The organism is Paenibacillus sp. PAMC21692 (genome assembly GCF_014303795.1).
Classification (GTDB): domain Bacteria; phylum Bacillota; class Bacilli; order Paenibacillales; family Paenibacillaceae; genus Pristimantibacillus; species Pristimantibacillus agaridevorans.
On the sequence record NZ_CP060293.1, the window covers coordinates 5,073,478 to 5,100,036 of the forward strand.

Genomic DNA, 26,559 nt, shown 5'->3' on the forward strand with positions numbered 1-26,559 from the left:
TACGAATGTAATTATATAAGTAAATGATTATATAATAAAGAATTTGTAAATTGTTCTTTAATTCCACTGAGTCATTTGCCGCACTCATAGCATTACTGCAAGTTCTCCCGGTTGCGTTACTGCACGGCTCATAGAGTAAGGTGCACGGGTTGCCTGTTTATCTTTCCAATCATCGTATGGTAAAGGGATCGAGAAATGAAATCGCTCTGGTCGTCAGACATAACTGTGATTGTTAATTTTTCATTTTTGTCTTTAATAACATGGGCTTCATCATCCATTTTTAAGTTTCCGTATATTTCTAATTTTTTGTAACCAGGCTTGATCTAACAATCTTGGGAAGAGACGATAAATACGCCATGCCCACCGAACGGAAGCCGGGAAAATAATGATAGCTTTATTTTTGATAATCCCCTTTAATATAATATCAACAGCCTCGATTGGATTCATTGCCCCTACGGGTAGAGATTCCACTATTTTTTCATTTGCAACATTGGCAACCGTCATATTCTTATAAATGTCGGTTTGAACATGTCCGGGACAGATGATACTAACCTTAACCCCCACATCAACTCCCTCATACCGTAACGATTGTGAAAGACCGACGACTGCGTGTTTACTTGCGCAATATGGCGTGTTGCCGGGCTGCGGCATTAATCCTGTGGCAGAGGCTGTATTGATGATATGTCCAAATCCTTGTTTGGCCATCACCCGATAGGCTGTCGTCGACCCATAAAGGACACCATTCAAGTTGATATCCATAACTTTTTTCCACTGCGCTAGGGTCAAATCTCTGACATCCCCGCCAATCGCAATGCCGGCGTTATTAAACATATAGTCAATCCTGCCATATTGTAATACAGTATCATCAATTAGCTTTTGAATATCGGTTTCGCTAGCGACATCGACACGCATATAATTTGCGGTTCCACCGCTATTCATGATCTGATCAGCAGTCATTTTAGCATGATCTTCACGAATGTCTGCAACAACAACGCTCGTTCCCAATTTAGATAATTGGAAACAAAGTTCTCTTCCGATGCCAGCGCCTCCGCCAGTTATAATGGCAACTTTATTCATAAAATGATTCACTATATACACCCTTCCCCTGCTGACTGACTTGAGTCAATAAAATATAAAAATAATACAACTTCCGAAGAAGTTGTTAATCGATGCCTAACATGCGTTTATAAAAATACTTTAGCTTCCCTACTCTTTCTTCATCAGAGATGCTTGAATCGATCGACTGCCAGCCGTATAAACAGAATTTCGCTGTTTCCTCAGGATACAAGCAATTGAAGGAACCGTCCGCATTTCCAATTTCAATTAATTCTTTGAATATAGGGAGAATCATTTTTATTCCTGTGCTGCCAATTCGCTTGTGAATCTCCTCATTCTCGTGCTGATGTATGGTTGCAATTAAAGAAGCATCTTTCTTTAACATATTGTTTGTAAATAGGAACATTTTTTCTAATCGATCCGCTGCGCTTATTGTGTTGTCTTTCATCAGAACCATTAAATCTACCAATATTTCTTTAGCCCACTCTTCAACTACGGCATCGAGCAATTCTGATTTTGATTTCACGTAGTGATACACAAGCCCATGTGCAACACCCATTTTATTCGTAATATCACTAATTTGTGTTCCTTCATAACCCTTCTCCTCAAACAATTCCTTGGCTGTCTGAATAATTTCAGCGCGCCGCTCCTCTGGTGGCTTTGTCTTTCGGGCCATGAATGTTAACCTCCTTTTGAAAACCATCGGGTTGTTTCAAAAATGAATATAACATGTTCATTGACTTGAGTCAATCAGAATTCATGCCGGCCCTACTTATTTTCTGCTTGGGGTACCACCGCCGCCGGAACAAGGGTCGGACTTTACGGAATCATCGTCATGAGCTCTTAACTACGGGTTAGATGTTGACACTTACTTTTACAACAGTACCTGTAATAAAAGTGCGTACTTACGTCATTGGTCATTTTTTTTTATACTCAAAATAATCAAGAAGGAGGAACTTGCATATGAATACTCTTACTTGCGGATATTCCTCGCGTATAATAATTTTATCCGCCTCCATTTCTTTCAACATGATACTGAGCGTTTTAAAGGTGATCGAACCGATACTTCGTTTTAGTTCGTTAAACCGCATAACCTTATTTTCTGATAGCCAATACATAATGATCATTTTATATTTGCCGCTTACTATGGACAACGTATATCCGAAGCAGGTGTCTTTTAGTTGCACTCCGGCTGGAACACAGGTATCAAGCAATGTATTCACTCTCCATATCTTTAGTTTTCTATAAAATCCTGTTGAACTTTTGAAAATCGGCAAAATCGCGTTCAGCCATCCGATTCAGTTTTAGATAACTGAATGCGTATTTATAATAGTGTCCGTGCCAGTTGTCCGATAATGCTTGTTCCCAGTAGGAGGCTTCCAAGGGACTCCATCTCTTCTCAGATACTGCAGTCGAAGATGATACGGCCTCTAATTGGTTCGCGAAATTTAAAATATCTATCCTTGTGAAAAGGGCCTCATCCAAGACATCTAAGCCAGCTCCATTAATAGCTTGCTTGAGTTGTACGATAGCATGACCGTGGGTAAGTATATGCCCCAGCTGCATATCGCTTTTTTCCATTTGAGGCATCCTGGAAAATCCGTGGAATAGATCAAGTACTATTGCTGGAGTAAGCTTGAATCTTTCGACCTTTGTTTCGAGCCCATCCGGATGGATGACTACATTCTCCCCGTTAATGGTTACATAACCTGGGCCTGATTCTCCGAACCCCTCAAGTAACTTCTTCATGGCCTGATATAATTCGGCGGTAGCGGGAACGTCGGAGCGAGTGAGTAAATCCAGCATATAATACGCGTAGATGACGTCATGTCCAAGCGAATTGGCAGTACCGCTATTCTGAATCAGCAGTTCTATCAAACCGGATCGGCAATCGTTATAAGCCTTATCATTCCGATACTTCTCTGAATTTACATGCTCCTCAACTGTTTTATCGAGATTCTGATAGATTAGGCTTTCTAACTCGCTGGGTACCAGTTTTTCTTCTAAAAGATGAATCAATGCCAACACCGCACACGCCCAATGACCATCCCAAATGTTACTATGGGAAGCTTCAATCATTTTTTGGCATGCCCATCTCCTGAAATAATCATGACTAACCATGCAACCACCCCATTTTTTATTAAACTCGTTCATAGGCCCAACCTAACAGATTATCCACGTTTAAAGAATCTTCCAGCCGTGCCGTTTAGCCTCCGCAAGGAAGTCCGGTGTCGGAGATACGGCAACAGGGTAGCCCACCGACTCCAACATGAATCGGTCCGGCAGCGTATCGCCATAGGCGAAGCTTTTCTGCCAGTCGACAGGACGATTCGTTCGCTCCTCCCAGTCCTGAAGTCGCTTCACTTTACCAGATCCCGAACAGAAAATTCCAACTATGCGCCCAGTCAAGCGACCATCGGAGGTCATTTCTAGCTCAGTCCCCAGCGCTTGCCCACCTAGTCGTTCTGCAAAGCGCTCCAGTAAGGGCTGGACGACCGCAGAAACCAGCAATATCTCACGCTCCTCAGCCTGATGACTGCGCAGAAGGTTCGCCACTGCTTCCCTGACTTGTTGCCGCTCCACAGTACGATGAAAATATGGCTCTAGGGTAGTTAATTTGTCGCCGGCCATCCACCGAACGATGAGAGTAGTGCCAATCAGGGTAAAACTTTCGCTTGAAATCAAGCGTAGTTTTCTCAACACTCCGGCACCGCATGCCAGGCCAAAAACGAGCACCCCGCGTATGCGCCTGTAGCCGCCTTTCCAAAGCTCCTTGGCCAAATCCGGCATCACACTCTTGTTGCCCTCCAACAAGGTGCCGTCGAGATCAAATGCTGCAATTTGCTTCGACATCTTCAAATAAAGCCCACCTCTTTCATCGTATGTTTTTGGTTCCGTTCATCTCAAAGTTTTACATTAGGTTCCTCAAAGAATACCAAACTGTTTGGTATTGTAACAAGTGCAATCTATCCTTCCGAAAGCCTTTTCGTTCTCTGTAGCTGATGTTCTATGTTTCTTCCACAATCGCCGGCAATCACCTATGCCCTAACTGTGAGTATAATATTAGATGTACAAAACGGATTCGGAGGGATCGATGTGGGACGTTTTATTACGGTGGAACCCGGCATTAACATATTTGTGGAGGATATTAATCCGGCGGGCAGGAAAACAATCTTTTTCATTCATGGCTGGCCGCTTAACCACAATCAGTTCGAATATCAGTATGATGTACTTCCAGCGATGGGTTACCGCTGCGTCAGCATGGACTGGCGTGGATACGGCAACTCAGATAAACCAATCACGGGCTATGGCTTTGACCGTTTGGCGGACGATCTACGAATCGTCGTGGGAGCGCTGCAACTGAAGGACTTTACACTGGCAGGTCATTCGACCGGCGGGGCGATCGCAATTCGGTATATGGCGCGGCACCAAGGTTTTGGCGTAAACAAACTCGTGCTGATCGATGCGGCAGCGCCGTCTAGCGTAGACAAACAGACGGCAAACGAGTTTATTACAGCCACCTTGAACGACCGCCCCAACATGCTGCATAACCTGACTAATTTGTTCTTCTTCCAGCTTATTACAGGTCCTTTTGCCAATTGGTTTATGCAGATGGGACTGCAGGCAGCTGGCTATGCCACTGCGGCGATCATGGCCACGCTGCGGGACGAAAACGTATATTCTGATCTTCAGAAAATCGTCGTACCTACACTGATTGTACACGGCGTACACGACAAAATCGTTCCTTTCGCCAAAGGGCAGGAAACGAGCAAACTTATCAAGGGCTCGCAGCTCCTCCCATTCCAATACAGCGGCCATGGCCCTTTCTGGGAAGAACGCGAACGTTTTAATCAACTGTTGATGCAATTTGTTGGGTGAACTGTTAACTCGATTGTCTCAAATAATTGCCTGATTCTCTCTAATGGCGGAAAGACGCAATGTCTCCCTCCAACTTTTTTTGTTTACTTGCTTTTTCAGGAAAGTGGCGAGGTGGATGCCTGCCACTTAACATTCAACCAAAACGGGGCGTCCAGCATTCCGTTTTCACTGATTTATTGGATAATCTTTTGCCAGGTGCAGGCCTGTTCGGTGGATTGTGTATGAATTTTCATACACGTTTGGCCAGATCCTGGCCTGTTTAGTGAATTGTGTATGAATTTTCATACACGTTTGACCATGTGCCGGCCTATTTGGTGAATTGTGTATGAATTTTCATACACGTTTGGCCAGATCCTGGCCTGTTTGAGGATTGTGTATGAATTTTCATACACGTTTGACCAGTTTGGTGAATTGTATATGAATTATCATTAAGCCAGAACTACATTTGACTCCTTGGGGCGAATGCATTGTCATCTGCCCTTATTCTCTTTACAGACCTTCCTCATTAACTAGATCCGCAAAAGCTTTGTAAGCATAGTCCAAATATTTTTCTCTTCTTCTGATAAGACCTGTTTCTATAAATCGATATGCTTCGGGTATAGGGTACACATTTAAATCTTCATATGGACCTTTTAAAACCGATTTAGGTAAAATGGTTGACGTCAACCCCGCTTTTACACTGCTTAAAATCGTTTCTAATGAACTAATCTCAATGAAATTCTTTAGTGCAACTCCCTCATCCTTCAACCATTGTTCCAATTTCATTCTGAATGGACAACCTCTTGGAGAGACTGCCCACTTTTGATCTATTAAAGCTGAGACATCTAATGTCCTGCCAGATAATAATACAATTTCATCCGTTAATAAATAGTCTGTAACGAGATTTGTTTTAGTCAGTTCACCTGTTACAAAAGCAGCATCTAACTCGAAGTTCTTTACCTTCTCCATTAATTCTAGAGGATTGCCTGTTTCTAAACTAAGAGATACTTGTTCATACCGCGATTGATAAGAGGCAATTAAGTTCATGAAATTCCCGCACGTGACCGTTTCAACAACACCTATTTTTAATGATCCACTTGCTTTGCCGTGATCTTGAAGTATTTTGATCGACTCATCTGCCATTTGCAAAATTGAATCGACATACTTGCGAAAAAGTGCGCCTTTTTCTGTGATCTGAACTCCTTTAGGTTTTCTATAAAAAAGCAAGACTCCTACCTCATCCTCTAGTTTACGTAACCTTGCAGTTACATTGGACTGAACATAATCTAATCGCTCTGCAGCCCCAGAAATGCTTCCTTCTTCAGCAATTGCTTGAAATATCCTCAGGTCGCTTAGTTCCATGAATCACACCTCCATCATGAAAAGTGATACTAATATCACTAACAATCATTATACTTGATGACAATATGCATGTATACTCGACACAGACTATTAAGAGTGGAGATGGGGAAATGGAACACTGGCCTTCCCGTCCGGCTTTCGGTCATGTGGTGCCGAATATAGGAGGTCGTTTCCTCCTTGCTCATGGTAATTTAAACATTAAAGATCAGAAGGAGTGATTCTCTTGGCAAATTCATCTACCACTGAAGGGTCTGAGGGAAGAACGATTCAGTCCGTGAGGTTCGCCGGCCCGCGCGAATGGGCCGGGCTCGCGCTTCTCTCCCTACCAACCATCCTGCTCGGACTCGATCTGACGCTGTTGCATCTGGCGTTGCCCGCGCTAGCAATCGATCTGCAGCCAACGAGCGCGCAGGCCCTATGGATCGTGGACGTCTATGGCTTTATGATCGCCGGCTTCCTCATCACGATGGGAACGCTGGGTGATCGCATCGGGCGGCGCAAGCTGCTGATGGTCGGTGCGGCTGCTTTTGCAATCGCTTCTGTACTCGCGGCCTATTCGACCAGCGCATCCATGCTTATTGTAGCACGTGCGGTACTTGGTGTGGCTGGCGCGACACTAATGCCATCGACGCTGGCACTTATCAGCAACATGTTCGTAAACCGTCACCAGCGTGCGCTGGCGATTGGGGTGTGGACGACCATGTTCGCGCTTGGCATGGCGGCCGGCCCTGTCGTGGGCGGTATATTGCTAGAGCACTATTGGTGGGGTGCGGCCTTTCTTGTCGCGGTGCCGGTGGTCGGGCTCCTGCTTGTAGCCGCACCATTTCTCCTTCCGGAATACCGGGCACCACAGAACGGCCGGTTGGATATCCCGAGTGTCACCTTTTCGCTACTAGCCCTGCTGCCCATCATTTACGGCATCAAGCAGATCTCCAAAAATGGGTTCAGTACCGAAACAGCGCTTGCGATTGCCGGGGGATTCGTCTTCGTGATCTTGTTCGTTCGGCGACAGCGCCGATTGGTAAACCCTCTCTTCGACTTGGATCTTTTCTCTAGCAAGGTGTTCAGCGTCGCATTGGCCGTACTCCTTGTTGGCCTCATCGGCGTCGGCGGAACGATGCTGCTAGTCACTCAGTACCTACAATTGGTCGCCAGCCTACCGCCGCTGGTAGCAGGGCTTTGGATGGGGCCGCCGGCGCTCGCTATGCTGGCCGCTGGCATAGCGGCTCCACTGGCATCGCGATGTATCCGGCCCGGCTATGTGATCTCGGTCGCGCTCGGACTGTCGGTCATCGGTTATTTGATGCTCACGCGACTCGAAAACGGGCCTTCTGGCATTGCTCTGGTCACCGCGGCGTTTTCACTCGTCTATCTCGGCCTTGGCACGATCGCCGCTCTAGGCACGGATCTGGTGATAGGCGCGGCGCCAGCGGAGAAAGCAGGTTCAGCCTCGGCCATATCCGAGACTGTGCAGGAACTCGGCCTGGCGGTTGGCATTGCCACGCTGGGTAGTCTCACGACCGCCGTCTATCGCAGCCGGATGTTCGAACGAATACCCGATACGCTGGATCAGGATGTCCACAAGGCAGTCGGAGACAGCCTCGCGGGAGCTTCCTCGGTAGCGCAAAAACTGCCTCACGGATTGCTTGAGGAGGCGCAGGCAGCATTCACGGCGGGATTTAATGCAGCAGCGGCAACAATCGCAGTAAGCATCGCGATCCTCACCATACTCGCGGCCGTCATCTTGCGTCATATTGGAACTAACGGCGGTAATGCCGACGGCATCGAAGCGGTTAATTCCAAACAAGCTGATTCGTAATCGTTTCCATCCTTCCAGGTTTATTAATCTTCATCTAGAATGGGCTGCTGAAATAATTCAGCAGCCTATACGGGGTCGTACCAACGAAGCTCTCATGAAGTGACAAGTACCAAAATAGTTCCTCGCTGCGAACTACGCTGGTACTACTCTTAGATGTTGCGTCGGCAGTGTAATTCATTGGTTCGATCTCATGAAGCTGTCAGTTCGATTGAAGTATTGCTGCGTCATTGGCTTCTCAAGTCGATGCTTCGGCACTGCGCCATACGTCACTCCATGCTCCAGGTAATATTTGAGCAAAGTCAAAGCCTCGCCCCATCCGACCGCGCAATCGGCGAATGCCTTCAAGTCCGTGTCGGTTTGCTTATAGCCCGACTCCGCTAATGAAACCAAAGTCCCTTCGCCCAGTCTCGTTAATACGAAGGAAATCGTCGTCGTCGATTCGCCCGGCGTCCACTGATAGACAAATTTCTCGCCAGGATTCGCTTCGAGAACCGTTCCCCCATCCTCGAGCGTGATATGGTCGGGCCCAAAATCTTGGAATCGAAAATGAATCGTTCCGCCCGGTCTTGCATCTACGGTCGTTCCCTGCGTAAACCACGCGTCCCAGCCCGCACCGGTTGCAATCGCCTCATAGACCTCGTCCGGCGTGGCGTTTATAAACGTACGATGGTGAATAGTAAGTGTCTTCATAACTTGATCCCTCCAACTAAAATTTATATACCCTTTACAATCTTAATATTACCATTTGGTTATATATCTGTAAAGTAATATAATGGAGATCACAACATACTCCCTTTTATGCCTAAATTGCGTTAATGCCCTATTTCAGACGAAAACCGGCTGCAAGCGCGATGCGGCCGGTTTTCGATAATTCGACGTTACATGATTTTTTCTACTGCCTTATACCTCTATTAAGACTTACTTAGTAGCTCCCAGCTTGGCTGCATGAATTCCCACAATGATTAGCCACGCAATGTCGGCCAAGATTAAGAATCGTCCGAACAAACCAGCCAATACCTCCGGCCCGAATTGCCCGTCTTGCGGAATTTGAAGTACAAATACGAGCATCGCGACGATTGCAATAATCGCACTTGTGAGCAGCACTCTCTTCATAGGTCTCCAAACATCTATTCGACATAACGAAAGACTAATCAGCAAGGCAGCTACCGGCGTGTAGTCCAGCATCGCTCCGATCGAGTGCATGCTGCCGCTAAACGTTGCATCATCCGGATCAATGGAGATGGGATCGGTCACGAAGATACCCGCGATTATAACGCCAATCGCACTGATTCCAAGAATGACAAGTCCGATGTATCCCGAAACCGTTCGAATATGCGGAAAAATCGTAATCGCCACACTAATTTGAGCAATTGCCAGCAATCCAAATGCGAGGTGCATCATCCAACAATAGTCGCCAAGAGCATATTCGCTGATAAAACGCCATGTTGGATCAAATTCAGGTTGCAGCAGATGCAGGCTGGTTAGGAAAAGCACAAACAATGCTCCTGAAAAGATCGATACAAGCGCGAATTTAGAGGCCGTCGCCGTCAATGGTTTTGCCATGTACCGACTAATCGATCCAGAGTTTGAAGAATCAGTCATACTCCCATTCTCCTTATCGTTCGAAATCAACTATGGCCTTCGCCACTACATCAGGAGACATGACAACCGCGGAATGGTCTTGACCGGCGAGTAAATGAGCAGTAGCCCCTGGAAGAAGCTCGACAAGCGCGCTTGCCGCGTTATGGAAAAGCGGTTCGCTGTTTTCCCCTGTCATTACCATAGTAGGAATGGCAACGTTCCATCGGCCAGCCTGCAGTGGGTTCCCGGATTGTGTCGTTCCCATAATCATGCCATCGTAAGCAAGCGTATGGGCCAAGGACTCCATTTTGTTCCAAGAAGTGTCGGCCTTCATGTAGCCGATAAATTCTCCAGGTATGCCTAGAGCCTCGGATGCAAAATATTCGACTGCTTCAGACCGCTTATCGGCTTCAATGAGCGCATTCAAATGTTCTACGTAGTCAACAGGCACAGGCTTACGGCTGTCGTTAATAATAAAAGGTGGTTCGTACAAATAGAGCTTAACGATCGAGGCCCCTAACAGGTTTGCTGCCTCAAGCGCCAACACGGCTCCGGACGAGCTTCCGAACAAGTAAGCTTGTCCCCCGGCAACTGCAATTAATGCTTCGATATCTTCCACTTCCCGTGCGGCTGCGTATGGCGCGGTATCCTTACTCTGTCCACGTCCGCGACGATCGTAATTGTATACGGTGAAGTTGGCCGACAAGTGCTCGGCTAACGGTAAAGCATCCTGATGGTCAGCTGCTGCTGATGATATGATGATGATTGCAGGACCGGTTCCTTGTTTGGTATAAGCAATCTGTGTCCCATCTTTCGAAATAACGGTTTCCATCGTGTTTTTGCCTCCCATTAAGGTTTCTAAGTAGTCTTCCAGTCGATCATAGGCATCGGTGAATCCTTCGATCATGCCCATAGCTTCCGCGTTGTCCAATTGTTCATTGGTAGCGAATCGCGTCACGATGCTAATCCGCGTTCCTCCGTTAATTTCCTCGAACAACACGGTCGTGTACATTTCGCTATCCGAAACCATATTCCAATCGCTGTCGGCAAAAGTGTCCATGTAGACCAGTTTGCCCGGTGCCTCCACTTCTTCATATGTAGCTCTGCAATAGGCTTCTTCGCCGCTATTGTCATCGGCTTTGAGACTATATCGCCATACCCCGCCTGGCCGTACATCCATTTCATAAACGGTGGTCGTCCAGCCTTTTGGCCCCCACCAATTTATAATATGTTTAGGGTCCGTCCAGCCTTCCCATGCAAGCTGGACAGGCATCGCGACAATACGCTCGACAGTGAGTTCTCTGCGCTCGCGGTTTTTACGAACCGTTGTTTTTCTTTTCATCTGCAGACATCCTTTTTAGGTAGTTTTCAAGGGAATCCAGCCTTTGGTTCCAAACGTTGCGATAATTTAGCATGTAGCTCGCGATAAAACTGCCGATAACTTTCATAAGTCCTCCTTCTTCTTAGAATCCAGCATATACTCCTCGAAATTGTCGAGACGTTCTTCCCATAGAATGCTGAAGGAATCAAACCATTCATCCAGCTCCTGGAACGGTCCGGCTTCGAGACTGTAAATGCGCAGCTGTGCTTTGCTGCGTGAGCGTACCATCCCGGCTTCGCTCAAGATGCGCAAATGACGGGATACGTGCGGCTGGCTGATGCCTAGTGCCTGGACAATTTCTCCTACCGATTTTGGCCCATTTCTTAACAGCTCAACGATGTTGAATCGATTGGGTTCGGCAAGAGTAAGTAACGTTAACTGCATGGTTGCTGATCTCATGACCTTAATATATAGGAAAGTGTATATACATGTCAATATATATAATGGTGTTACATTAGACGATCATTAATCCTTTTGTTGAATAAACGTTCTGTTACAGCAGGAAAATTCATTAATAAAGGTAATTCGAAATATTTACCGTTATCTTTACAAGTCCATCACTCTGTTTGTGATGGTTATCATGCAGGATTGTTTATGAACTCTGTTCAGGAATTGGCAAACGGTGGAATATATTGGTGAATGATCTGAACCAAGTGTTATATAACTAAAACGCAAAATTGCCCTGTCACAACGGACAGGGCTTTTCATTATGAAAATGCAGACATATGTTAAAGTTTTTATAGCTGCATTCACATAGTGAGAGCGGTAACCCAAAAACATATAGCTGCCGCAAACGAAAGAGGCGTGGCAAAATATTTTTCTTTTTTGCTATTTGATAAGAAGTTGATTATGGTATTTAAGGACAAATACACAGCAAAGAAAATACATATGTACTTTGTGGCTATTTCGGAAAACCACAGCGTTAATAATCCACCCGCTTGCAAAATAATGATAATCGCAAATATTTGAATTGCAAAAGAAATCACAGCCATAAATCTTAGTTTTTCTGGGAGAACTTTGTATTTCCCGCCCATGGTGAATTCTCCCAAAGGTATGCCACAAGCCACCAGAATGGTCAAAATGGCGACAATCGCAAACAAGAAGGCACCAATAATGGCTGTCATTAACTGATCACCTATCCAAAATGAAATTAGTGCTTGCCGAACATAATTTTACGATAAACGAATCAGCTCCCTCTGTCCAGAAAATTATTCCAGGCAACACATTTCCATTATTTAACATCGTCTCTATCGTAAAATCCATCCATTCTTTCAAACGGAGACCTTCACCTGGACTTCCTAAGTTGGGATATTTGTCTGAATAATTCACCTCTATGGTTTGATCCTAATGATTGTTTCGCCCTGATAAAATGTCCCTCTCAGCCTCACTTGCTCGTAAGGCAGCAGCGGATTCGCGATTCTTCGCAGCATCAGCTCCGCCGCGCGTTCTCCGGCTTCCCGGACGAGCAGCAACGGCCGCGACATGGCTTCATAACGGGGATGCGCTTCGTTCTCCATCCCGACAAGGGAAAGATCACCCGGAATGCTCAGCTTTAGAAAACCCGCCGCGACTCTCACCCATTCGGCTATGCCAGGTATGGCGGCAATGGCAGCCGTGTATCGACCGGAGCTCAGCTTCGCGGTCAAACGTTCCATCCATGCGGCACGGTCCGAAGAACTCTCCGTTACGTGCTCTGCCGGGTTAGCGAGGCCATGTAAGCCAAGCCGATCCGCGGAAGCGGCGAACGCGCTCCATCGCATACGAAATCCTCTAAGCCGCCCGAGCTCCCCGATGTACAAAATGTCGCGATGTCCCGCCCGGTACAGCTCTTCCATCGATTGATGGATAGCGAATTCCACATCCCAGATGACGCTGTCGACAGCCGTCACGTCAGGCGGGTAATTGATAAGCACCTTGGGCAGCGGAAGCTCCAGAAGAATGGTCTCCATCCACTCCGGAATCACCGCGGTCAGGAACAGGCCATCCGCGAAGAACAGTCCGTTGTTATCCAGCCAATGCCGAAGCTCATCCTCGCCGGATATCTCGGCCGGCACGAGCAGCGGATAAAGCGAATGTCCTAATTCGTTCAGACGCACGCGAACCCCTTCCAACTGCATCTGATGGAATTCGGAGTCGCCGACGATCAGCATCGCGAAGCGCCGAGGTTTCGCCGACGACCAAGGAATACGTTCCGCCGAGATGCCCGCTTCTTGCTCCTTCGTCCGGTATCCCAGCTCTCGGGCGAGATCCGTGACGGCCTTGCGCGTTGCTTCGGACATGCCGGGCAACCCTCTCAGCGCCTTGGATACGGTATGAATGGTCAAGCCAAGCTCATCGGCGATCGTTCGTAAAGTCACTTGCTTTCTAATCGACATCCATGCTCCTCCTTGCAGGTTATGCTGCTTCTAATTGTAACAAAAATGAAACTATAAATCATGCTTCATTTTCCTTACAATTGAAAGCAAGAATAACAATTTGCCAAGGGAGTTGGTCATTGTGTCAAATCGCGAAATCAAATTGGAACGCAGCGTTCCCGTATTCGATGAAGTCGACGTCATCGTTGTCGGAGGAGGCCCGGCTGGTACGGCTGCAGCCATCAGTTCCGCCCGCAGCGGACAAAAAACAATTTTGCTGGAGCAGTCGGGGCAGCTGGGCGGTATGGGAACGCTAGGCAACGTAAGCGTATTCATGGGCGTCGGCAACGTAACGGGTATCTATCGGGAGATCATCTCGGAGTTTTTGCCCGAGGCGCTGCCGGATTCGCATCACGTTTCCATTTGGCCGCAATATTCGCCGTTCGAGCTGCGGCATTATTTAAACGTCAAGCTTGAGAAAGAAGGCGTTGAGGTTTATTACCATACCAGCTTCGTCTCTTCTATTATGGAGGGCAAGCGTGTAGCTGGCGTTGTGGCCAATACGCGGGAAGGGCTGCGGGCGTTCACGGGACGCGTTGTGATAGACTGCACCGGCGATGCCAGAGTCGCCCAGGATTCCGGCGTGCCTACCCGGTCCGGACGCGACGAGGATGGGTTGACTCAGCCGATGACGCTTATGTTCATGATGCAGGACACAGGCAAGCCGGTCCGCCAATATTTGCCCGACGATTGTTATAAGTACGAATCGATCGAGGAGCTTCCGCAAGGCCGCCATCTGTATTGGGGTGGCATGGGCAACGGCACGTTGCTCGTCAACATGACGCGCGTCAAGGGCAATGGAGCGAATATTAAAGATATTAACTACGCCGAGAAGGAATCGCTTCGACAAGTGTTCTCTGTCGCCAATTACCTGCAGCGAACGAATCACCCGAACCATATTTTGTCCCATGTTCCCGGACAGGTAGGCGTCAGGGAGACAAATCAGATCGAAGGCCGTTATACGTTGACCGAAGAGGATCTGACGAGCGGACGCCGCTTCGAGAACGTGGTTGCTCAGACCAACTACGAGATCGACATTCACAACCCGACCGGCGGAGCGAACACGGACGAGCGCAAACTGGACGGTTACGATATTCCGTATGGCTGCATGCTTCCTCAGAGCGTAGAAGGCTTGATCGTCGCTGGCCGCAGCATCTCCGCCACGCATGTAGCCATGTCGTCGATGCGCGTGCAGGCGACCTGCTACGCGCTGGGCCAAGCGGCCGGCGTCGCTGCTGCGCTTGCCATCGAATCGGGTTCCAACCTCGCGGACATCTCCATCCCTGCTTTGCATAAACAGCTTGCAACTCAAGGCGTTGTTTTTTACAAAGAAAACGGAGGCGCCAGAACTAGATAGGCGGTTAACGGCCAGACCTAATCGAAAATGGTGACGTTGCCCTCCTTCCCGCCTGTAGATAGCGATATTCTATGCCCGTCTCCCCCCCCCGCCGAAGTGGCGGGGGGTGTTGTTTTTGATGTGAGTCCGTTAGCCATGCCCGTTTTGTGCAACCTTGAGGCTACGTGGCTCGTCTGTTACACCATATTTCGAGCAACAGACAACATGCAGAGACAGACAAAGGAGTGTGGATCCTGATGAATATGAAACCATGGCTTTACGCAGCAGCTTTGGCTGGCGCGCTAACGATGACGGCTTGCGCTAATGGCGGCGATAACGGGAATGAAGCTTCACAATCCCCTACTGCCACCGCAACCGCTCAACCCTCTCTGGAGAGCACATCACCCCCCACTGCGACGACTCCGGGAGCTACGGCCACCGAACAGCCGACTAAGCCCAGCGAGCAGCCCCAGCAAGACGGTTCTGCCGCAACCGCGGACAAGCTGATCGAAATCCGGAAGCTGGCAAGAGAAGGACGCGTGCCGGGCCAGTCCTATACGGTTCATACCACTCTGATCGACGACATCGAAAAGGATTGGGGCGAAGCAGACCGCACCGATGCGGCGGGCAAAGGGATTTACGCCACGTACGAAAGCCATCATGCTGCATTCGGCTACAATAAGGGAAGCGTCGTTTTCGACGTGCGTTCCTATTCCGACGACCTAAAGGATCTCTCGCTTCGCGATATCGAGCAAACGCTTGGCAAAGCGGATTCCGTCACGGAGAATGGCGACGACGATATCTACGTGTATCAAGTGAACGAACAATACGAACTGAAATTCGTCATTCCGGCCAGCAAGGAGCGGGTCGATCATATATCCGTGTTCTCTCCGAAAGATGCCCATAATAATATGGCGGGCTGAGTTTCTGTCTTAAACCTTTTCTCGCAGCGTGCCAAGGATAGAATCCATTATTCGGAAGCATCCTATCGATGTGTGGCTGTCTCCGGATCATGTTGCCACGTTACGAATACGAAAGGTGTTGAAGGAATTGAAACAAGTGAAAGATCTCATGTCCACGAATTGCAAAACGGTTACGCTCCAGGATAACGTGTACGAGGTTGCGGTCATCATGGCCCAGAACGATGTAGGATTCGTACCCGTTGTGGAAACCAATGACTCCGCCAAGCTTATTGGCGCAATTACGGACCGCGACCTGGTCGTTCGGGGATACGCCCAAAAGAAACAGGGTTCCAGTTCGGTCAGCGAAGTGATGAGCGAAGCGCTGGTAACGGTATCCTCTACGACGGATGCCGAGGAAGCCGCGGATATTATGGCCGCTCATCAAATCCGCCGCCTACCGGTCGTCGACGACGGACGACTCGTCGGCGTCATCTCTCTTGGCGATCTCGCGCTGGGCAACACGACTAGCAGAGACGCGGGTCAAGCGCTTAGCGAGATTTCCGAGCACGAGAATCAGAACGCGGTGCACTAAAAAATGACAAAATCCCATCCAGGCCAAAGCGGCCGGATGGGATTTTTTACAACCGATTGGCGTTCTGTCAAAGCTCCTTTTCCAGAAGCTGCTTTAATCTTCGGCGCTGCTGCTTCTCCTTCATGCGTCGTTCCTTATCTTCCGTCTGAAGAGCTTTCAGCAAAGAGAAGCAGATGCCGATGATAATAAATGCAAACGGCAATGCGACCACAATGGAAGCCGTCTGAAGTCCGGCCAAGCCGCCGCTGATCAGGAGCGTCACCGCAATGGCAGATTGCAGAACTCCCCAGGCGATCTTTACTTTATTGCCTGGATTTAGATCGCCGTCCGTCGTAAACATCCCCATTACAAATGTCGCCGAGTCGGCCGAAGTAATAAAAAAAATCATAATTAAAACCGTTGCGACTACGGACATGATCATACCGAGAGGCAGGTTCTCCAATGTGAGAAACAGCGCAGTAGTTGTATTCTCCTTAACGCTCTCCGCCAGTTGCGCCCCGTCGAACAATTCCTGATGAAGTCCCGTTCCGCCAAAAACGGAGAACCATATAAAACCAAAAAGACTGGGGATCATCATGACAAAGATGACAAACTCCTTGATCGTTCTTCCCCTCGATACCCTGGCTATGAAAGTACCGACGAATGGCGCCCAAGCTATCCACCAAGCCCAATAAAACAACGTCCAGGTACCTACCCAGGTTCCTTTGGAAAACGGAGTCATTCGCAGGCTCATATTAATCAAATTTTGAAGGTAGCTGCCCAGTGTGGTCGTAAACGTTTCGAAAATAAACGCAGTTGGACCTGTCATCCATACAAAAAGCATCAGCAAAACGGCGATAACCAGATTCGTGTTGCTCAATAATTGGATGCCTTTATTCAAACCCGAGACGGCGGATATCAGAAATAACACGGTCACGATGACAATAATCATAATTTGGGTCCAGACCGTAAGGGGCACACCGAACAGATGATGGAGCCCGCCGTTAATTTGCAATGCACCCAGGCCCAGAGAGGTGGCGACGCCAAATACAGTCGCTATAACAGCCAAAATGTCGATGGCTTTGCCAATCCCTCCGTTTGCTAATCGTTCACCAAGAAGCGGGATAAACGCGGAGCTGATCAGTCCCTTGTAGCCTTTGCGGAATTGGAAATATGCGAGAGCAAGCGCAATAATGGTATAGATGGCCCAAGGATGAAGACCCCAGTGAAAAAACGAATACCGCATGGCCAGCCTCGCCGCATCCGCAGTCCCTCCTTCCGCGCCCTCCGGCGGCGACAAGTAATGAGAGAGCGGTTCGGCCACACCCCAAAATACCAGTCCAATCCCCATGCCTGCACTAAACAACATCGATAGCCAGGACAGGGTCGAATATTCCGGCTCGTCGTCGTCATCTCCAAGTCGAATATGACCGAATCGGCTAAATGCCAAATAAATCGCAAAGACCAGAAAGAACAATGTAGCAATCAAATAAAACCATCCGAAATTGCTTATCGAGAAATTGTATGCCCATCCGGAAACAGTTGCCAGTTGCTCCGGAGCAATTGCACCCCATATAGCAAACAGAGCAACAATGATGATCGAGACGGCTAATACCATGTAATGTCCCCCGCTTTTAATCATATCTGCATGGATTCCAGTCCTCCACAGTATGTGCAGACCGAACAAATTCCAACCCTCTCCAAAAACAAGAAACTTTTCCGCTGTTGAAAGCGTTATACTATTAAATCTATACATAAGAAAGAGAGGATTCGAATGAAAAGAAAGAGATTTAAGCAGCGCGGCAGCTTGGTAGCAACCAGCATTGCGGTTCTTGCGCTAACCGTATCGACTCTTGGTCCAGTTCCCGTCCGTGCAGAGGATGGCGCAACTACCCAGTTGCCGCCTTCGATGATCGAGGAGCTTGAGCAATGGAAAAAAGGCGTCTACGTTGAGTTCCGCAATCTGCGTATTGGGTTAAGCGAGCAGCCAAGGCTGAAGGACGGTATCATGATGGTTCCTGCACGCGAGCTGCTGATCGGCCTCGGTTACACCTTATCCTGGAACGCTTCCGATCGCTCGCTGCATGCCACGAAGCCGGACCAGTCGCGCCCCGAGCTTTTGATCCGCGATGGCAGATCCGAATTGCAGGCGGGCGGCAAATCCGTCGCTGGAGGCACAGCTTCTTTTATTGACGATGGCAAGCTATGGATACCGCTTCGCGCGACTGCCCAATCCATTGGTTTAAAAGTGGAATGGGTCCCTCAGAATCGACTTGCCGTAGTCTCGGATCCGTTGGCTACTCCCCAGTTTAGAATCATGACGCTGATTCCGGGGCAAGTGGTCGAAACACCGTCGGTTTTGCTGGAACAGCTCAAAAAGGCTGCGAAGGCCGATGCGGAGATCACCTGGGTAGGCCCTGACCATTACAGACAGAAGTCCATGGTCATGATCGCAGCTGGCGATATGCCGTCTATTATGTTGTTCGACCATCCGTATTTTATCCCCAATGATATTACGGAGAGCATTACGGTTAACCCTGGCCCTTATTTGGACGATTATCCGACTTTGAAGAAGCTTGCGGAAGAAGGCCCCGGGTCAAGATATCTCAATGGAGATCCCTATTTCATACCGCGTCTGAGCGACCCCCATCATGCGTCCTTCCCGGCTATCCGCAAGGATTGGCTGGACAAGCTGGGGCTAATCGCCCCATCAACAATGGATGAGCTGTACGAGGTTATGAAAGCTTTCGCGAATTACGACCCGGATGGAAACGGCAAGGATGATACCTATGGTCTGACAGGCGCCATGTTCGGAGAACAATCGATTGCTTGGGTCGAGCATGTTTTTACCGGCAGACCGGAACGTTTTTCGATCAAGAACGGACAGGTTATCGACCATGCCGTATCCGAGGAAGAAACGAAGGCGCTGCAGTGGCTGGCCAAGGCGTATCAAGAGGGGCTTGTGGATCCTGAATTCGCGGTGCTCGGTTCTCAGCAAGTGATCGAACGTTTAGAGAATGATACCGCTGGTCTTGCTTCCCTTACGATTGAGCAATCGGCGGAGCAAAGCGAAGATGATGCCGTTTGGGTACCGCTCGGGTCTCTAAAAGCCGACTCCTCCAGTGCTTCGATTGCGCCTTGGAATTCGGCTGGCAACGGGTCCTACATAATATCGGTAATGGCCAAAGAGGATCCCGATCTCCTTCTCCAATGGCTGAACTATGGCATAGAGACGACTTTAAAAGGCGGTTGGAGCAAGCTCGAAGGATGGAGCGCCGCTGATCAGGCAGCCGTCAACAGCTTGTTCGGACAGCCGGATCTGCTCCAACATAATCCCGTGCTCGATACTTTGCCGGAGAAGGTGCTCGATCAGTATAAAGCTTCCGTGGAGCAATGGCGGAAGGTGTCGTACGAGGATAGCGCCTTCCCGGAAGCCGAGCTGCTGTGGAGCCAGGGCAAATATATCGAGCTTCGTGACGAGTTGAACATGAATAAAACAAAAGTCATTATGGGAGCCATTAGTATTGACGAATGGAAAACCTACCAGCAAAAGCTCGTCGAGACGGACAGTTATCTTGCCATGATGAAAGAACTAAACGAGCTGCTTAAAGCTCGACAGTAGATCTGGCAATGAAAAAGAACGGCATCGTATATCCTGATGCCGTTCTTTTTTCTTATTCGTACACAACCGCAACGGCTCTAACGGGGGAACCATCGCCTGAGACAATGGGCAGAGGAAATCCGTAAAACATAAAATCCGTTCCGACAGGAAGGCGTTCCATACTCTGCAGTCCCGTATACGTCACAATATTAATGCCTAATAACGCACGCTCCAGTTCTTCGGACAGTTCACCGCCGACAAATGGCGGCACCAGAGCCGCGAGACGATCAAAGCAATCTATTCCAACGGATTCGTTAAAAAACAGTCCCCGTCCTTTCGGCCAATCCGTTTCTTCGAGCCTTACTAAACGCGAGGGTCCAAAAAATCGCTCCAAGGGCAAATCGTCCAATGTTGCGGCACCGGGATGCATATGAGAAGGCGCGTCCATATGGGTTCCCGTATGACTGCCCATCGAAAGCTGCCGTAATTCCCAAGAGTGGCTCTCGAAAGTATGAGTTATCTTTACGTTGACCTCTGGGTCGCCGGGATAGACGTCCATCCCATCCACGATAGGCATCGACAAATCAATGACTTTCAACCAGTTGTCCCCTCTCCTATTTTTTATATACCAGGCTAAATTTAACTCTATCGACATCCTTCTCTTGCTTGTCCATCCATTACGCTATATGATTTTACTGATGATTGGAGATTTTTTCTAAAGGAGCTGTTACAAGCATGCAATTGGGATTGCAAGGAAAACGTGCCATCGTTACTGGCGGCAGTAAAGGAATCGGCTTTGCTACGGCGATGCTGCTTGCATCGGAAGGCGCCCAGGTCGCTCTCATTGCCCGGGGCCTGGAGTCACTGGAGAATGCTGCAGAGCAGATTGCAGCGAAGACGGGAACGAAGCCCCTCGTTATTCAAGGCGATGTGTCACGACAAGAAGATGTCAATCGCGCCGTTGCTGTCGCGGCCGAGCAATTCGGAGGCATCGATATCCTCGTTAATAATGCAGGCGCAATGGCGGGCAAGCCTTTCGAGCAGGTAGATACTGCATCCTGGTCTGCGGATTTGGACCTTAAGTTATTTGGCGCCATACATTGCTCGCAGGCTGTGCTGCCGTATCTGCGCCAGTCCGGAGATGGAGCGATAGTCAACGTTGTGGCTATCGGCGGCAAAACGCCTTCCAGCTCGTCACTGCCCAGTTCGGTCAGCCGTGCATCCGGATTGGCTTTAACGAAAGCGATGAGCAAGGATTTGGCCGCAGATAACATCCGAGTGAACGCGGTATGCATCGGAGCCATCCAAAGCGACCAGATTGAACGGGTTTGGCAGGCAACCGCCCCGGAATTGTCCTGGGACGAATATGCTGTCCTTCCCAAGCATAACATCCCTCTCGGCAGAATCGGCCGCGCTGAAGAAGCGGCGAATGTGATCGTATTTCTTGTCTCGGCCGCGGCTTCCTACATAACCGGCACGGCTATTAATATAGACGGCGGCATGTCACCGGTTCTGTAACTATTACTATCATCGATAAAAGCCACTTTACACGTCTTAACGAGACAATTAAAGTGGCTTTTCCCATAACGTTCAAGCAAGTCAGCTGTTTTCTTCGACCTCCCACCGATGTCTATATTTCGTGAGTTTAGGATGAGCGTCAGGCGGCGGTTCGCTTATAATTAGACGGATTTTTCCGATCCACTCTTCAAAGGAATGGAAGGAAGCGAAGGCATTCGCCATTGCCGGCGTGACATACAGGAATAACGGTTGCGTATATACATCCATCAAATGCCGCAGCGCCGCTTCGATCGGGGTATACTTCTTGCGTTTCCCTTCCCAATTCTCGACGGTTATGTTTCCACTGTCCTCCCGCTCCTGCCGCCAATCAAATAAATACTGCTCCCGCTTGTAGTAGGGTTCGATCGGCCGCTTCCAGATTCGTCGGGCAGTCTCTTCGTGAAGCGGATACAAGACAAGCTTCGTAAACGAGCGTGAAGTTGCCAATGAAGCTGCCCGCTCCAATTGCACATCGGAAATATCCTGGAAAGTATCGTAAAACACCAATGTTCCCTTTCCCGTACGCGTGTCCAAGTGTTCCTCGTAACCAAAAGGCACTTTGTTAATGGCGCGATCCATCCAATCCCTCCGTTCTTAATTCTTTAACCTGCCACTTAGAAGAAATCCGAGAAATAAGGCGTTTGTTGCTCGATGGCGTCTTCTAATAGATCAAGCGTCTCGGGAGAACAAGCGATACGGCCAATCCTATGCAAATATTCGGGCCGTTTGTAGCCAAGCAGCATTGTAGTCATGGTCTGAATATTGATGCTGTCTTCGTTGCGACGATTCTGGCTTCGCGAGATCGTACCTTTGCCCTCTGGCGTAATTTGCAGTGTAAACGTTCCTTGATTCCAGGACAACAATGGATCTTCTAAAGTGAAGGTCCATTCCCTGATGATGTTGGCTGGTTTAAATGGATACTTCGAAATAAATTGTTCGACGTCCACGATCCGGGCCATATAATAAGGCGAGATCGATTCTTTAATATCGGCATCTTCCAGCAAAAAGGAAAGCTGCTCATCCATATGAATGTTGCCTACGACTTTGGATATCATGGAAAAATGAGCGCTAATAAAGTTCCAAAGACCGCTGCGAGCTTCTTCGTGAATAAAAATCATGTCTTTGACATGAAAAACCTCTTCTTCGATCCAATATAGAATATAACCGTCAGGCTGTCCTTCTTCGCCATAATAGACGGCGGCGGTCAAATCATCGGAATCCCAGCGCCAGTATTCACTCCAGGCTAGTTCTTTGCGAAGCATCGCGCCATGCGTCTGCATCGAATATCGTTCATAAGCCCTTTTTACGTCTTCGCTTTCCGGTTCTATACGGGCGACGTCGCCAGGGACGGGTTTATTTTTGGGCAGTTGGTAATCTTGCACCTCGAATACGATTTTATCGGAGACGATCTCCCACCCTTTGCGGCGATAATAGGGAATCGAGTACGGGTACAGGTACGAAATCGATTGTTTTTTTTCTCGCATATTGGTGAGAGCCTGCAAGAGCAGCTTATTCATTAAACCTTGTCCGGAATATTCCGGGAAGGTGCCTACCCCGGTCACGCCGCCCATGGCATAAGTTTGATTGAACACCCGAACTTCGAATGGGTAGGTAGATACTTGAGAAATCAGCTTGTCATTGTCGAACCAGCCCAAAACGTCCGCTTGTTGCAATATGGGAGATTTAGCATGGACGATCTCCTCTTCCTTCCAGCCTGACTTGTAAAGATCATTGCGGGTTACCTGAAAGACATAGCGCAATAACTGATTATATTGTTCCAGATGCGATACATCCACTTTTTTCATTTTCAAATTTCGTTTGCGACTCATTTCGATTCATCTCCTATTTCTAAACAGGAATACTTTGGTTCAGTATATTATAGCGTATTTCTTTAGAATGCCCATAGTTTGGGCAATCATGACGAATGTGCTCTTGCAAAAGTCTGATGGTATAATGAATTGTAGTCATACAAATTATAGAAATGGAGGAAGTGGCATGAGCCGTTTACGTAGTATTAAAGAGCAGTTCGGACTTCACTTTACCCCTTTGGACATTCACAACAAGGAATTTTCCGTCAAATATAGAGGATATGACAAGGACGAAGTGGACGAGTATCTGGATTTGATCATTAAAGACTATGAAAAAATGTCGGCCGAATTCGCGAAGCTGCAAGAGCAACAAAACATAGGAGATAATCATCAAGAGGTAACCAGATCCGAATTCACTAATCTGAAAGAGAGAGTGATCAAGATGGAGGGAATGCTCAATCGCGCGGGTATTTATTAATTCCTTTAATGAAAAAAGAGGAGCCTGATGGCTCCCCCCTTCCCCTACCGCAATTAATGCATGGAATGCATGGTGGAATGACTGACTAAAACACGGCGTATAGTAAGCGCAATCCCAAGACTGATCAAAGTAACGACGAATGTAAAGGTAAAGACATGCTGTGCACCTTGCATCATCGCATTCGCAAGCTCCGTCGGCAATGTCGGCGAAGCGGAATTGTGCAGATACTTCTCGCTTCCGCCCGACAGAAGGCTGATGGCAACCGCAGTGCCAATCGCTCCCGCAACCTGCTGGAGCGTATTCATCACGGCCGTACCGTGCGGATATAATTCAGGCGGCAGCTGGTTTAACCCATTCGTCTGCGCAGGCATCCACACCATGGAAATGCCTACCATCAATCCGATATGCAATGCGATGATAAAAGCTACGGAAGAGGTTATCGTCAGTGTCGTAAAGAACCAGACGGTGACGGACACGACTATAAAACCCGGTATAACCAGCCACTTCGGGCCGTACTTATCGAACAGACGCCCCATTCTCGGCGACAATATGCCATTTAGCGCGCTGCCCGGGAGCAGCATGAGGCCCGTCACGAGAGCGGACAGTCCCAAACCTTTCTGCAGAAACATTGGCAATATAATCATGCTCGACAAAATAATCATCATGCACGCCAAGACCATTAACAGACCAACGATAAACATAGGGTGTTTAAACACGCGCAAATTCATCATCGGTTCTTTCATCGTAATCTGGCGGATCACAAACAATGCAAGCGCGACTAGGCCAACGGTAATGGAGATGATGACGACCGGATTGCTCCAGCCTTCCGTTCCTTCGCCCGCATTGCTAAAGCCGAATACGACTCCGCCGAAACCAATCGTAGACAACACAATAGAGTATATATCGATCCGCGGTTTGGACACTTCCGTCACGTTTTCCAGATACTTCAGACCAACCAGTAAACCAACAATCAAAAATGGCAGCGAGAACCAGAAAATATAATGCCAAGTTAAATACTCAATTAATAACCCTGCTACTGTCGGTCCTGTCGCTGGCGCGAACATGATGACAAGGCCGACAAACCCCATAGCCGCTCCACGCTTCTCGGGCGGATACACGACCAGGATGGTATTAAACATAAGAGGTAGCAATAACCCCATACCAAATGCCTGCATGGCGCGGGCTGCCATCAACATTTCGAAATTTACCGCGAGTGCCGCTATGATTGTACCGACAATGGAACTCGCAAGCGATCCGATAAATAGCTGCCTGGTCGTGAATCGTTGCAGCAATAGTCCACTCATCGGCATTAAGATACCTAGAGTTAACAGAAATCCGGTCGTTAACCATTGAGCGGTCGCGGCCGATATCTGGAACACGTCCATCAAATTACTGATCGCGATGTTAAGTGCCGTCTCGCTAAACATGCCTACGAAACCGCAGATTAACAGCGATGCCATTATGGCGCGTGTATTGTACTTCTTCATGAAATTCACTTCTCCCAATCTGTGTAGTTAATCATGCGCGATGATGACATTCTTGCCTCCTCCGTTTTTAGGGCTGAATTCTATTCTACACGCTTTTGCCTTCGATTCAATAGCGAAAGTCGATTTAAAAAGAAAAAAACCGCGATAAACGCGGTTTGAAGCAATCGTATATCATATCTTTATAGTCCAACTGCATTGCCTCGTTCAAGCCGAACAATTTGCTGCTCTCCTGCTTCCGCTAATTGGCGGAATTCTTCGATGCTCGCTCTCATGCGGGGGAGCGCCTCCTGCTTGTATTGACTAATCGCTTCCATTGCGGCAAAGGTGTCGGCGAAGGCCTGCTTCAGTGAGTCCACCGAGATGCTCGAATCAATGGCTCCTTTATGAATTTCCGTCCCTTGCGTGTTCAACATTCTTGCCGTGTTTTCGATAAAAGTATTCGTTGTCGCATACAAAGCGTTAAGCTGATCCAGCACGATTTTTTGGTTTGCGAGAGCGCTGGCGACGGTTGCCGCAACCCGCAAAGCCGATACGGTAACCGTGTTGGCACGATCAACGCCACGGATGAGCTCCTTGTTGTTCCGAATAATAATTTCGAATGCCATGTAACCTTGTTGGTTGACGGCCATCATGGATTGCATATCCATCGTACGCTGACGAAGCGGGAACAACACTTCTTCGATGATAAATCTGATTTTCTCCGGATCCTCGCTGCGCAGCTTCGCTGCTTCAATCTGAGCCTCGATCGCTTCGTCCATAAAAGCAGCCAATTGAATTTCCTTCTCCAGCTTCTTCGTTAGATCCCTCAGCGCATGTTGTTCGATCATGAGCGTCGTATTATCGTCTTTTAAGCCGGCTTTGCCTTTCTCGAGCAATTGAACAATCTTGGCGATGACGGCGTCCGCCTTCTCAAACTTCTGGAAGTAAGCCCGTAACGGATTAAACAGCTTCCCGAAAAGACCCTTCTTTAAAAAGTCAATGCCGCTTGGATCAAGATCCTTCATATACATATGAAGCTCGCCAAGCCCTTTGGCTACAACTCCGCCCTCTTCGCCTGACTTGGACAGACTTCCCAGAGACACTTGCAGCAATGCGTTTTTGGATGACGAGGTTTTCATGGTATCATATCCGAATTGCTCCACGGACGTAAGAATGGATTTCCGTTTCTCAAGCGAGTCCATGTCGATCGACATAATGGCCTTTACATTCTGGTCGGCTTGTTCCTTTAGTTGTTCAACTTCTTTCGGGATGGGTTTAATCTGTTCCTCAACGATTTCTTTAAGCTCTTCGACGCTTGATACCTGCATGGAAAATGTCATTGAAATTCCTCCCTTAATCTATCGTTGGA

25 protein-coding genes and 2 pseudogenes are annotated in these 26,559 nt (G+C 48.3%); 9 read left to right on the forward strand and 18 right to left on the reverse strand.

Annotated features, from left to right (window positions below; translation table 11 throughout):
* Positions 1-270 precede the first annotated feature (270 nt).
* The 5 genes and pseudogenes from H7F31_RS20310 to H7F31_RS20330 form a co-directional block, all read right to left on the reverse strand.
* On the reverse strand, positions 271-1,089 hold the full coding sequence (locus H7F31_RS20310; protein ID WP_187100269.1) for an SDR family NAD(P)-dependent oxidoreductase: 819 nt from the start codon (positions 1,087-1,089) through the stop codon (positions 271-273).
* Between the two features lie 73 nt (positions 1,090-1,162).
* Complete coding sequence (locus H7F31_RS20315) at positions 1,163-1,732, reverse strand: TetR/AcrR family transcriptional regulator (protein WP_187100270.1); 570 nt, start codon at positions 1,730-1,732, stop codon at positions 1,163-1,165.
* A gap of 298 nt (positions 1,733-2,030) precedes the next feature.
* Positions 2,031-2,270: pseudogene (locus tag H7F31_RS20320) on the reverse strand (winged helix-turn-helix transcriptional regulator); the annotation flags it as partial.
* A 28-nt stretch (positions 2,271-2,298) separates the two neighbouring features.
* Entirely contained in the window at positions 2,299-3,210 is a 912-nt protein-coding gene (locus H7F31_RS20325; protein ID WP_261800069.1) for a hypothetical protein, read from the reverse strand.
* 27 nt (positions 3,211-3,237) lie between these two features.
* Positions 3,238-3,909: an HAD family hydrolase gene (locus H7F31_RS20330; protein ID WP_261800540.1), complete on the reverse strand. Its 672-nt coding sequence runs from the start codon at positions 3,907-3,909 to the stop codon at positions 3,238-3,240.
* Positions 3,910-4,152: 243 nt separating this feature from the next.
* Here H7F31_RS20330 and H7F31_RS20335 point away from each other — a divergent pair, with 243 nt between their 5' ends.
* The gene (locus H7F31_RS20335) at positions 4,153-4,935 is read left to right on the forward strand and encodes an alpha/beta fold hydrolase (RefSeq protein WP_187100272.1); all 783 of its coding nucleotides are present in this window, start codon (positions 4,153-4,155) and stop codon (positions 4,933-4,935) included.
* Positions 4,936-5,424: 489 nt separating this feature from the next.
* Here the strand turns inward: H7F31_RS20335 and H7F31_RS20340 are convergent, their stop codons facing one another.
* A complete protein-coding gene (locus tag H7F31_RS20340) occupies positions 5,425-6,276 on the reverse strand; it encodes a LysR family transcriptional regulator (protein WP_187100273.1) in 852 nt (283 codons plus the stop codon).
* 223 nt (positions 6,277-6,499) lie between these two features.
* On the opposite strand from H7F31_RS20340, the gene H7F31_RS20345 reads away from it, so the two are divergent.
* Positions 6,500-8,095, forward strand: a complete 1,596-nt coding sequence (locus H7F31_RS20345) for an MFS transporter (RefSeq protein ID WP_222622714.1) — start codon at positions 6,500-6,502, stop codon at positions 8,093-8,095.
* Positions 8,096-8,269: 174 nt separating this feature from the next.
* Here the strand turns inward: H7F31_RS20345 and H7F31_RS20350 are convergent, their stop codons facing one another.
* From H7F31_RS20350 to H7F31_RS20370, 4 genes are all read right to left on the reverse strand, one after another.
* Positions 8,270-8,785 (reverse strand): SRPBCC family protein, encoded by a 516-nt coding sequence (locus tag H7F31_RS20350; protein ID WP_187100275.1) that lies wholly within the window; start codon positions 8,783-8,785, stop codon positions 8,270-8,272.
* A 228-nt stretch (positions 8,786-9,013) separates the two neighbouring features.
* Positions 9,014-9,697, reverse strand: coding sequence for a DUF998 domain-containing protein (locus tag H7F31_RS20355; RefSeq protein ID WP_261800070.1), 684 nt, complete (start codon positions 9,695-9,697; stop codon positions 9,014-9,016).
* 13 nt (positions 9,698-9,710) lie between these two features.
* On the reverse strand, positions 9,711-11,018 hold the full coding sequence (locus tag H7F31_RS34270; RefSeq protein WP_261800071.1) for an alpha/beta fold hydrolase: 1,308 nt from the start codon (positions 11,016-11,018) through the stop codon (positions 9,711-9,713).
* A gap of 102 nt (positions 11,019-11,120) precedes the next feature.
* On the reverse strand, positions 11,121-11,441 hold the full coding sequence (locus H7F31_RS20370; protein WP_187100276.1) for an ArsR/SmtB family transcription factor: 321 nt from the start codon (positions 11,439-11,441) through the stop codon (positions 11,121-11,123).
* A 108-nt stretch (positions 11,442-11,549) separates the two neighbouring features.
* Here H7F31_RS20370 and H7F31_RS20375 point away from each other — a divergent pair.
* Positions 11,550-11,696, forward strand: a pseudogene (locus H7F31_RS20375) (CatA-like O-acetyltransferase); the annotation flags it as partial.
* A gap of 110 nt (positions 11,697-11,806) precedes the next feature.
* Here H7F31_RS20375 and H7F31_RS20380 read toward each other — a convergent pair.
* Together H7F31_RS20380 and H7F31_RS20385 are read right to left on the reverse strand one after the other, a co-directional pair.
* Positions 11,807-12,181, reverse strand: a complete 375-nt coding sequence (locus H7F31_RS20380; RefSeq protein WP_187100277.1) for a hypothetical protein — start codon at positions 12,179-12,181, stop codon at positions 11,807-11,809.
* 207 nt (positions 12,182-12,388) lie between these two features.
* Complete coding sequence (locus H7F31_RS20385; RefSeq protein ID WP_187100278.1) at positions 12,389-13,432, reverse strand: substrate-binding domain-containing protein; 1,044 nt, start codon at positions 13,430-13,432, stop codon at positions 12,389-12,391.
* 121 nt (positions 13,433-13,553) lie between these two features.
* Between H7F31_RS20385 and H7F31_RS20390 the strand changes: the two genes are divergently transcribed.
* The 3 genes from H7F31_RS20390 to H7F31_RS20400 all read left to right on the forward strand — a co-directional run bounded on the left by H7F31_RS20390 (position 13,554) and on the right by H7F31_RS20400 (position 16,301).
* A complete protein-coding gene (locus H7F31_RS20390) occupies positions 13,554-14,828 on the forward strand; it encodes an FAD-dependent oxidoreductase (protein WP_187100279.1) in 1,275 nt (424 codons plus the stop codon).
* A gap of 236 nt (positions 14,829-15,064) precedes the next feature.
* On the forward strand, positions 15,065-15,730 hold the full coding sequence (locus H7F31_RS20395) for a YjgB family protein (RefSeq protein ID WP_187100280.1): 666 nt from the start codon (positions 15,065-15,067) through the stop codon (positions 15,728-15,730).
* Positions 15,731-15,857: 127 nt separating this feature from the next.
* Positions 15,858-16,301, forward strand: a complete 444-nt coding sequence (locus tag H7F31_RS20400; RefSeq protein WP_187100281.1) for a CBS domain-containing protein — start codon at positions 15,858-15,860, stop codon at positions 16,299-16,301.
* 67 nt (positions 16,302-16,368) lie between these two features.
* Here the strand turns inward: H7F31_RS20400 and H7F31_RS20405 are convergent, their stop codons facing one another.
* Complete coding sequence (locus H7F31_RS20405; RefSeq protein ID WP_187100282.1) at positions 16,369-17,898, reverse strand: glycine betaine uptake BCCT transporter; 1,530 nt, start codon at positions 17,896-17,898, stop codon at positions 16,369-16,371.
* 156 nt (positions 17,899-18,054) lie between these two features.
* Between H7F31_RS20405 and H7F31_RS20410 the strand changes: the two genes are divergently transcribed.
* Positions 18,055-19,902: a stalk domain-containing protein gene (locus tag H7F31_RS20410; protein WP_187100283.1), complete on the forward strand. Its 1,848-nt coding sequence runs from the start codon at positions 18,055-18,057 to the stop codon at positions 19,900-19,902.
* Between the two features lie 52 nt (positions 19,903-19,954).
* Here H7F31_RS20410 and H7F31_RS20415 read toward each other — a convergent pair whose 3' ends face one another.
* Positions 19,955-20,479, reverse strand: coding sequence for a cyclase family protein (locus tag H7F31_RS20415; protein ID WP_187100284.1), 525 nt, complete (start codon positions 20,477-20,479; stop codon positions 19,955-19,957).
* A 137-nt stretch (positions 20,480-20,616) separates the two neighbouring features.
* On the opposite strand from H7F31_RS20415, the gene H7F31_RS20420 reads away from it, so the two are divergent.
* Positions 20,617-21,399, forward strand: a complete 783-nt coding sequence (locus H7F31_RS20420) for an SDR family oxidoreductase (protein ID WP_187100285.1) — start codon at positions 20,617-20,619, stop codon at positions 21,397-21,399.
* 81 nt (positions 21,400-21,480) lie between these two features.
* On the opposite strand, the gene H7F31_RS20425 is transcribed toward H7F31_RS20420, so the two are convergent.
* The gene (locus tag H7F31_RS20425) at positions 21,481-22,017 is read right to left on the reverse strand and encodes a hypothetical protein (RefSeq protein ID WP_187100286.1); all 537 of its coding nucleotides are present in this window, start codon (positions 22,015-22,017) and stop codon (positions 21,481-21,483) included.
* 35 nt (positions 22,018-22,052) lie between these two features.
* On the reverse strand, positions 22,053-23,267 hold the full coding sequence (eis, locus tag H7F31_RS20430; RefSeq protein WP_087568590.1) for a GNAT family N-acetyltransferase: 1,215 nt from the start codon (positions 23,265-23,267) through the stop codon (positions 22,053-22,055).
* Between the two features lie 166 nt (positions 23,268-23,433).
* Between eis and H7F31_RS20435 the strand changes: the two genes are divergently transcribed.
* Positions 23,434-23,724, forward strand: coding sequence for a DivIVA domain-containing protein (locus tag H7F31_RS20435; protein ID WP_187100287.1), 291 nt, complete (start codon positions 23,434-23,436; stop codon positions 23,722-23,724).
* Positions 23,725-23,777: 53 nt separating this feature from the next.
* Here H7F31_RS20435 and H7F31_RS20440 read toward each other — a convergent pair whose 3' ends face one another.
* Positions 23,778-25,211: a DHA2 family efflux MFS transporter permease subunit gene (locus H7F31_RS20440; RefSeq protein ID WP_187100288.1), complete on the reverse strand. Its 1,434-nt coding sequence runs from the start codon at positions 25,209-25,211 to the stop codon at positions 23,778-23,780.
* Positions 25,212-25,390: 179 nt separating this feature from the next.
* Positions 25,391-26,530, reverse strand: coding sequence for a toxic anion resistance protein (locus H7F31_RS20445; protein WP_187100289.1), 1,140 nt, complete (start codon positions 26,528-26,530; stop codon positions 25,391-25,393).
* Positions 26,531-26,559: the final 29 nt, after the last annotated feature.

Bases quoted from the DNA above. Each gene is read 5' to 3' on its own strand.
- H7F31_RS20315 (WP_187100270.1), bottom strand. From the start codon at position 1,732: ATGGCCCGAAAGACAAAGCCACCAGAGGAGCGGCGCGCTGAAATTATT.
- H7F31_RS20325 (WP_261800069.1), bottom strand. From the start codon at position 3,210: ATGAACGAGTTTAATAAAAAATGGGGTGGTTGCATGGTTAGTCATGAT.
- H7F31_RS20330 (WP_261800540.1), bottom strand. From the start codon at position 3,909: ATGTCGAAGCAAATTGCAGCATTTGATCTCGACGGCACCTTGTTGGAG.
- H7F31_RS20340 (WP_187100273.1), bottom strand. From the start codon at position 6,276: ATGGAACTAAGCGACCTGAGGATATTTCAAGCAATTGCTGAAGAAGGA.
- H7F31_RS20350 (WP_187100275.1), bottom strand. From the start codon at position 8,785: ATGAAGACACTTACTATTCACCATCGTACGTTTATAAACGCCACGCCG.
- H7F31_RS20355 (WP_261800070.1), bottom strand. From the start codon at position 9,697: ATGACTGATTCTTCAAACTCTGGATCGATTAGTCGGTACATGGCAAAA.
- H7F31_RS34270 (WP_261800071.1), bottom strand. From the start codon at position 11,018: ATGAAAAGAAAAACAACGGTTCGTAAAAACCGCGAGCGCAGAGAACTC.
- H7F31_RS20370 (WP_187100276.1), bottom strand. From the start codon at position 11,441: ATGCAGTTAACGTTACTTACTCTTGCCGAACCCAATCGATTCAACATC.
- H7F31_RS20380 (WP_187100277.1), bottom strand. From the start codon at position 12,181: ATGACAGCCATTATTGGTGCCTTCTTGTTTGCGATTGTCGCCATTTTG.
- H7F31_RS20385 (WP_187100278.1), bottom strand. From the start codon at position 13,432: ATGTCGATTAGAAAGCAAGTGACTTTACGAACGATCGCCGATGAGCTT.
- H7F31_RS20395 (WP_187100280.1), top strand. From the start codon at position 15,065: ATGAATATGAAACCATGGCTTTACGCAGCAGCTTTGGCTGGCGCGCTA.
- H7F31_RS20405 (WP_187100282.1), bottom strand. From the start codon at position 17,898: ATGGTATTAGCCGTCTCGATCATCATTGTTGCTCTGTTTGCTATATGG.
- H7F31_RS20410 (WP_187100283.1), top strand. From the start codon at position 18,055: ATGAAAAGAAAGAGATTTAAGCAGCGCGGCAGCTTGGTAGCAACCAGC.
- H7F31_RS20420 (WP_187100285.1), top strand. From the start codon at position 20,617: ATGCAATTGGGATTGCAAGGAAAACGTGCCATCGTTACTGGCGGCAGT.
- H7F31_RS20425 (WP_187100286.1), bottom strand. From the start codon at position 22,017: ATGGATCGCGCCATTAACAAAGTGCCTTTTGGTTACGAGGAACACTTG.
- eis (WP_087568590.1), bottom strand. From the start codon at position 23,267: ATGAGTCGCAAACGAAATTTGAAAATGAAAAAAGTGGATGTATCGCAT.
- H7F31_RS20435 (WP_187100287.1), top strand. From the start codon at position 23,434: ATGAGCCGTTTACGTAGTATTAAAGAGCAGTTCGGACTTCACTTTACC.
- H7F31_RS20440 (WP_187100288.1), bottom strand. From the start codon at position 25,211: ATGAAGAAGTACAATACACGCGCCATAATGGCATCGCTGTTAATCTGC.
- H7F31_RS20445 (WP_187100289.1), bottom strand. From the start codon at position 26,530: ATGACATTTTCCATGCAGGTATCAAGCGTCGAAGAGCTTAAAGAAATC.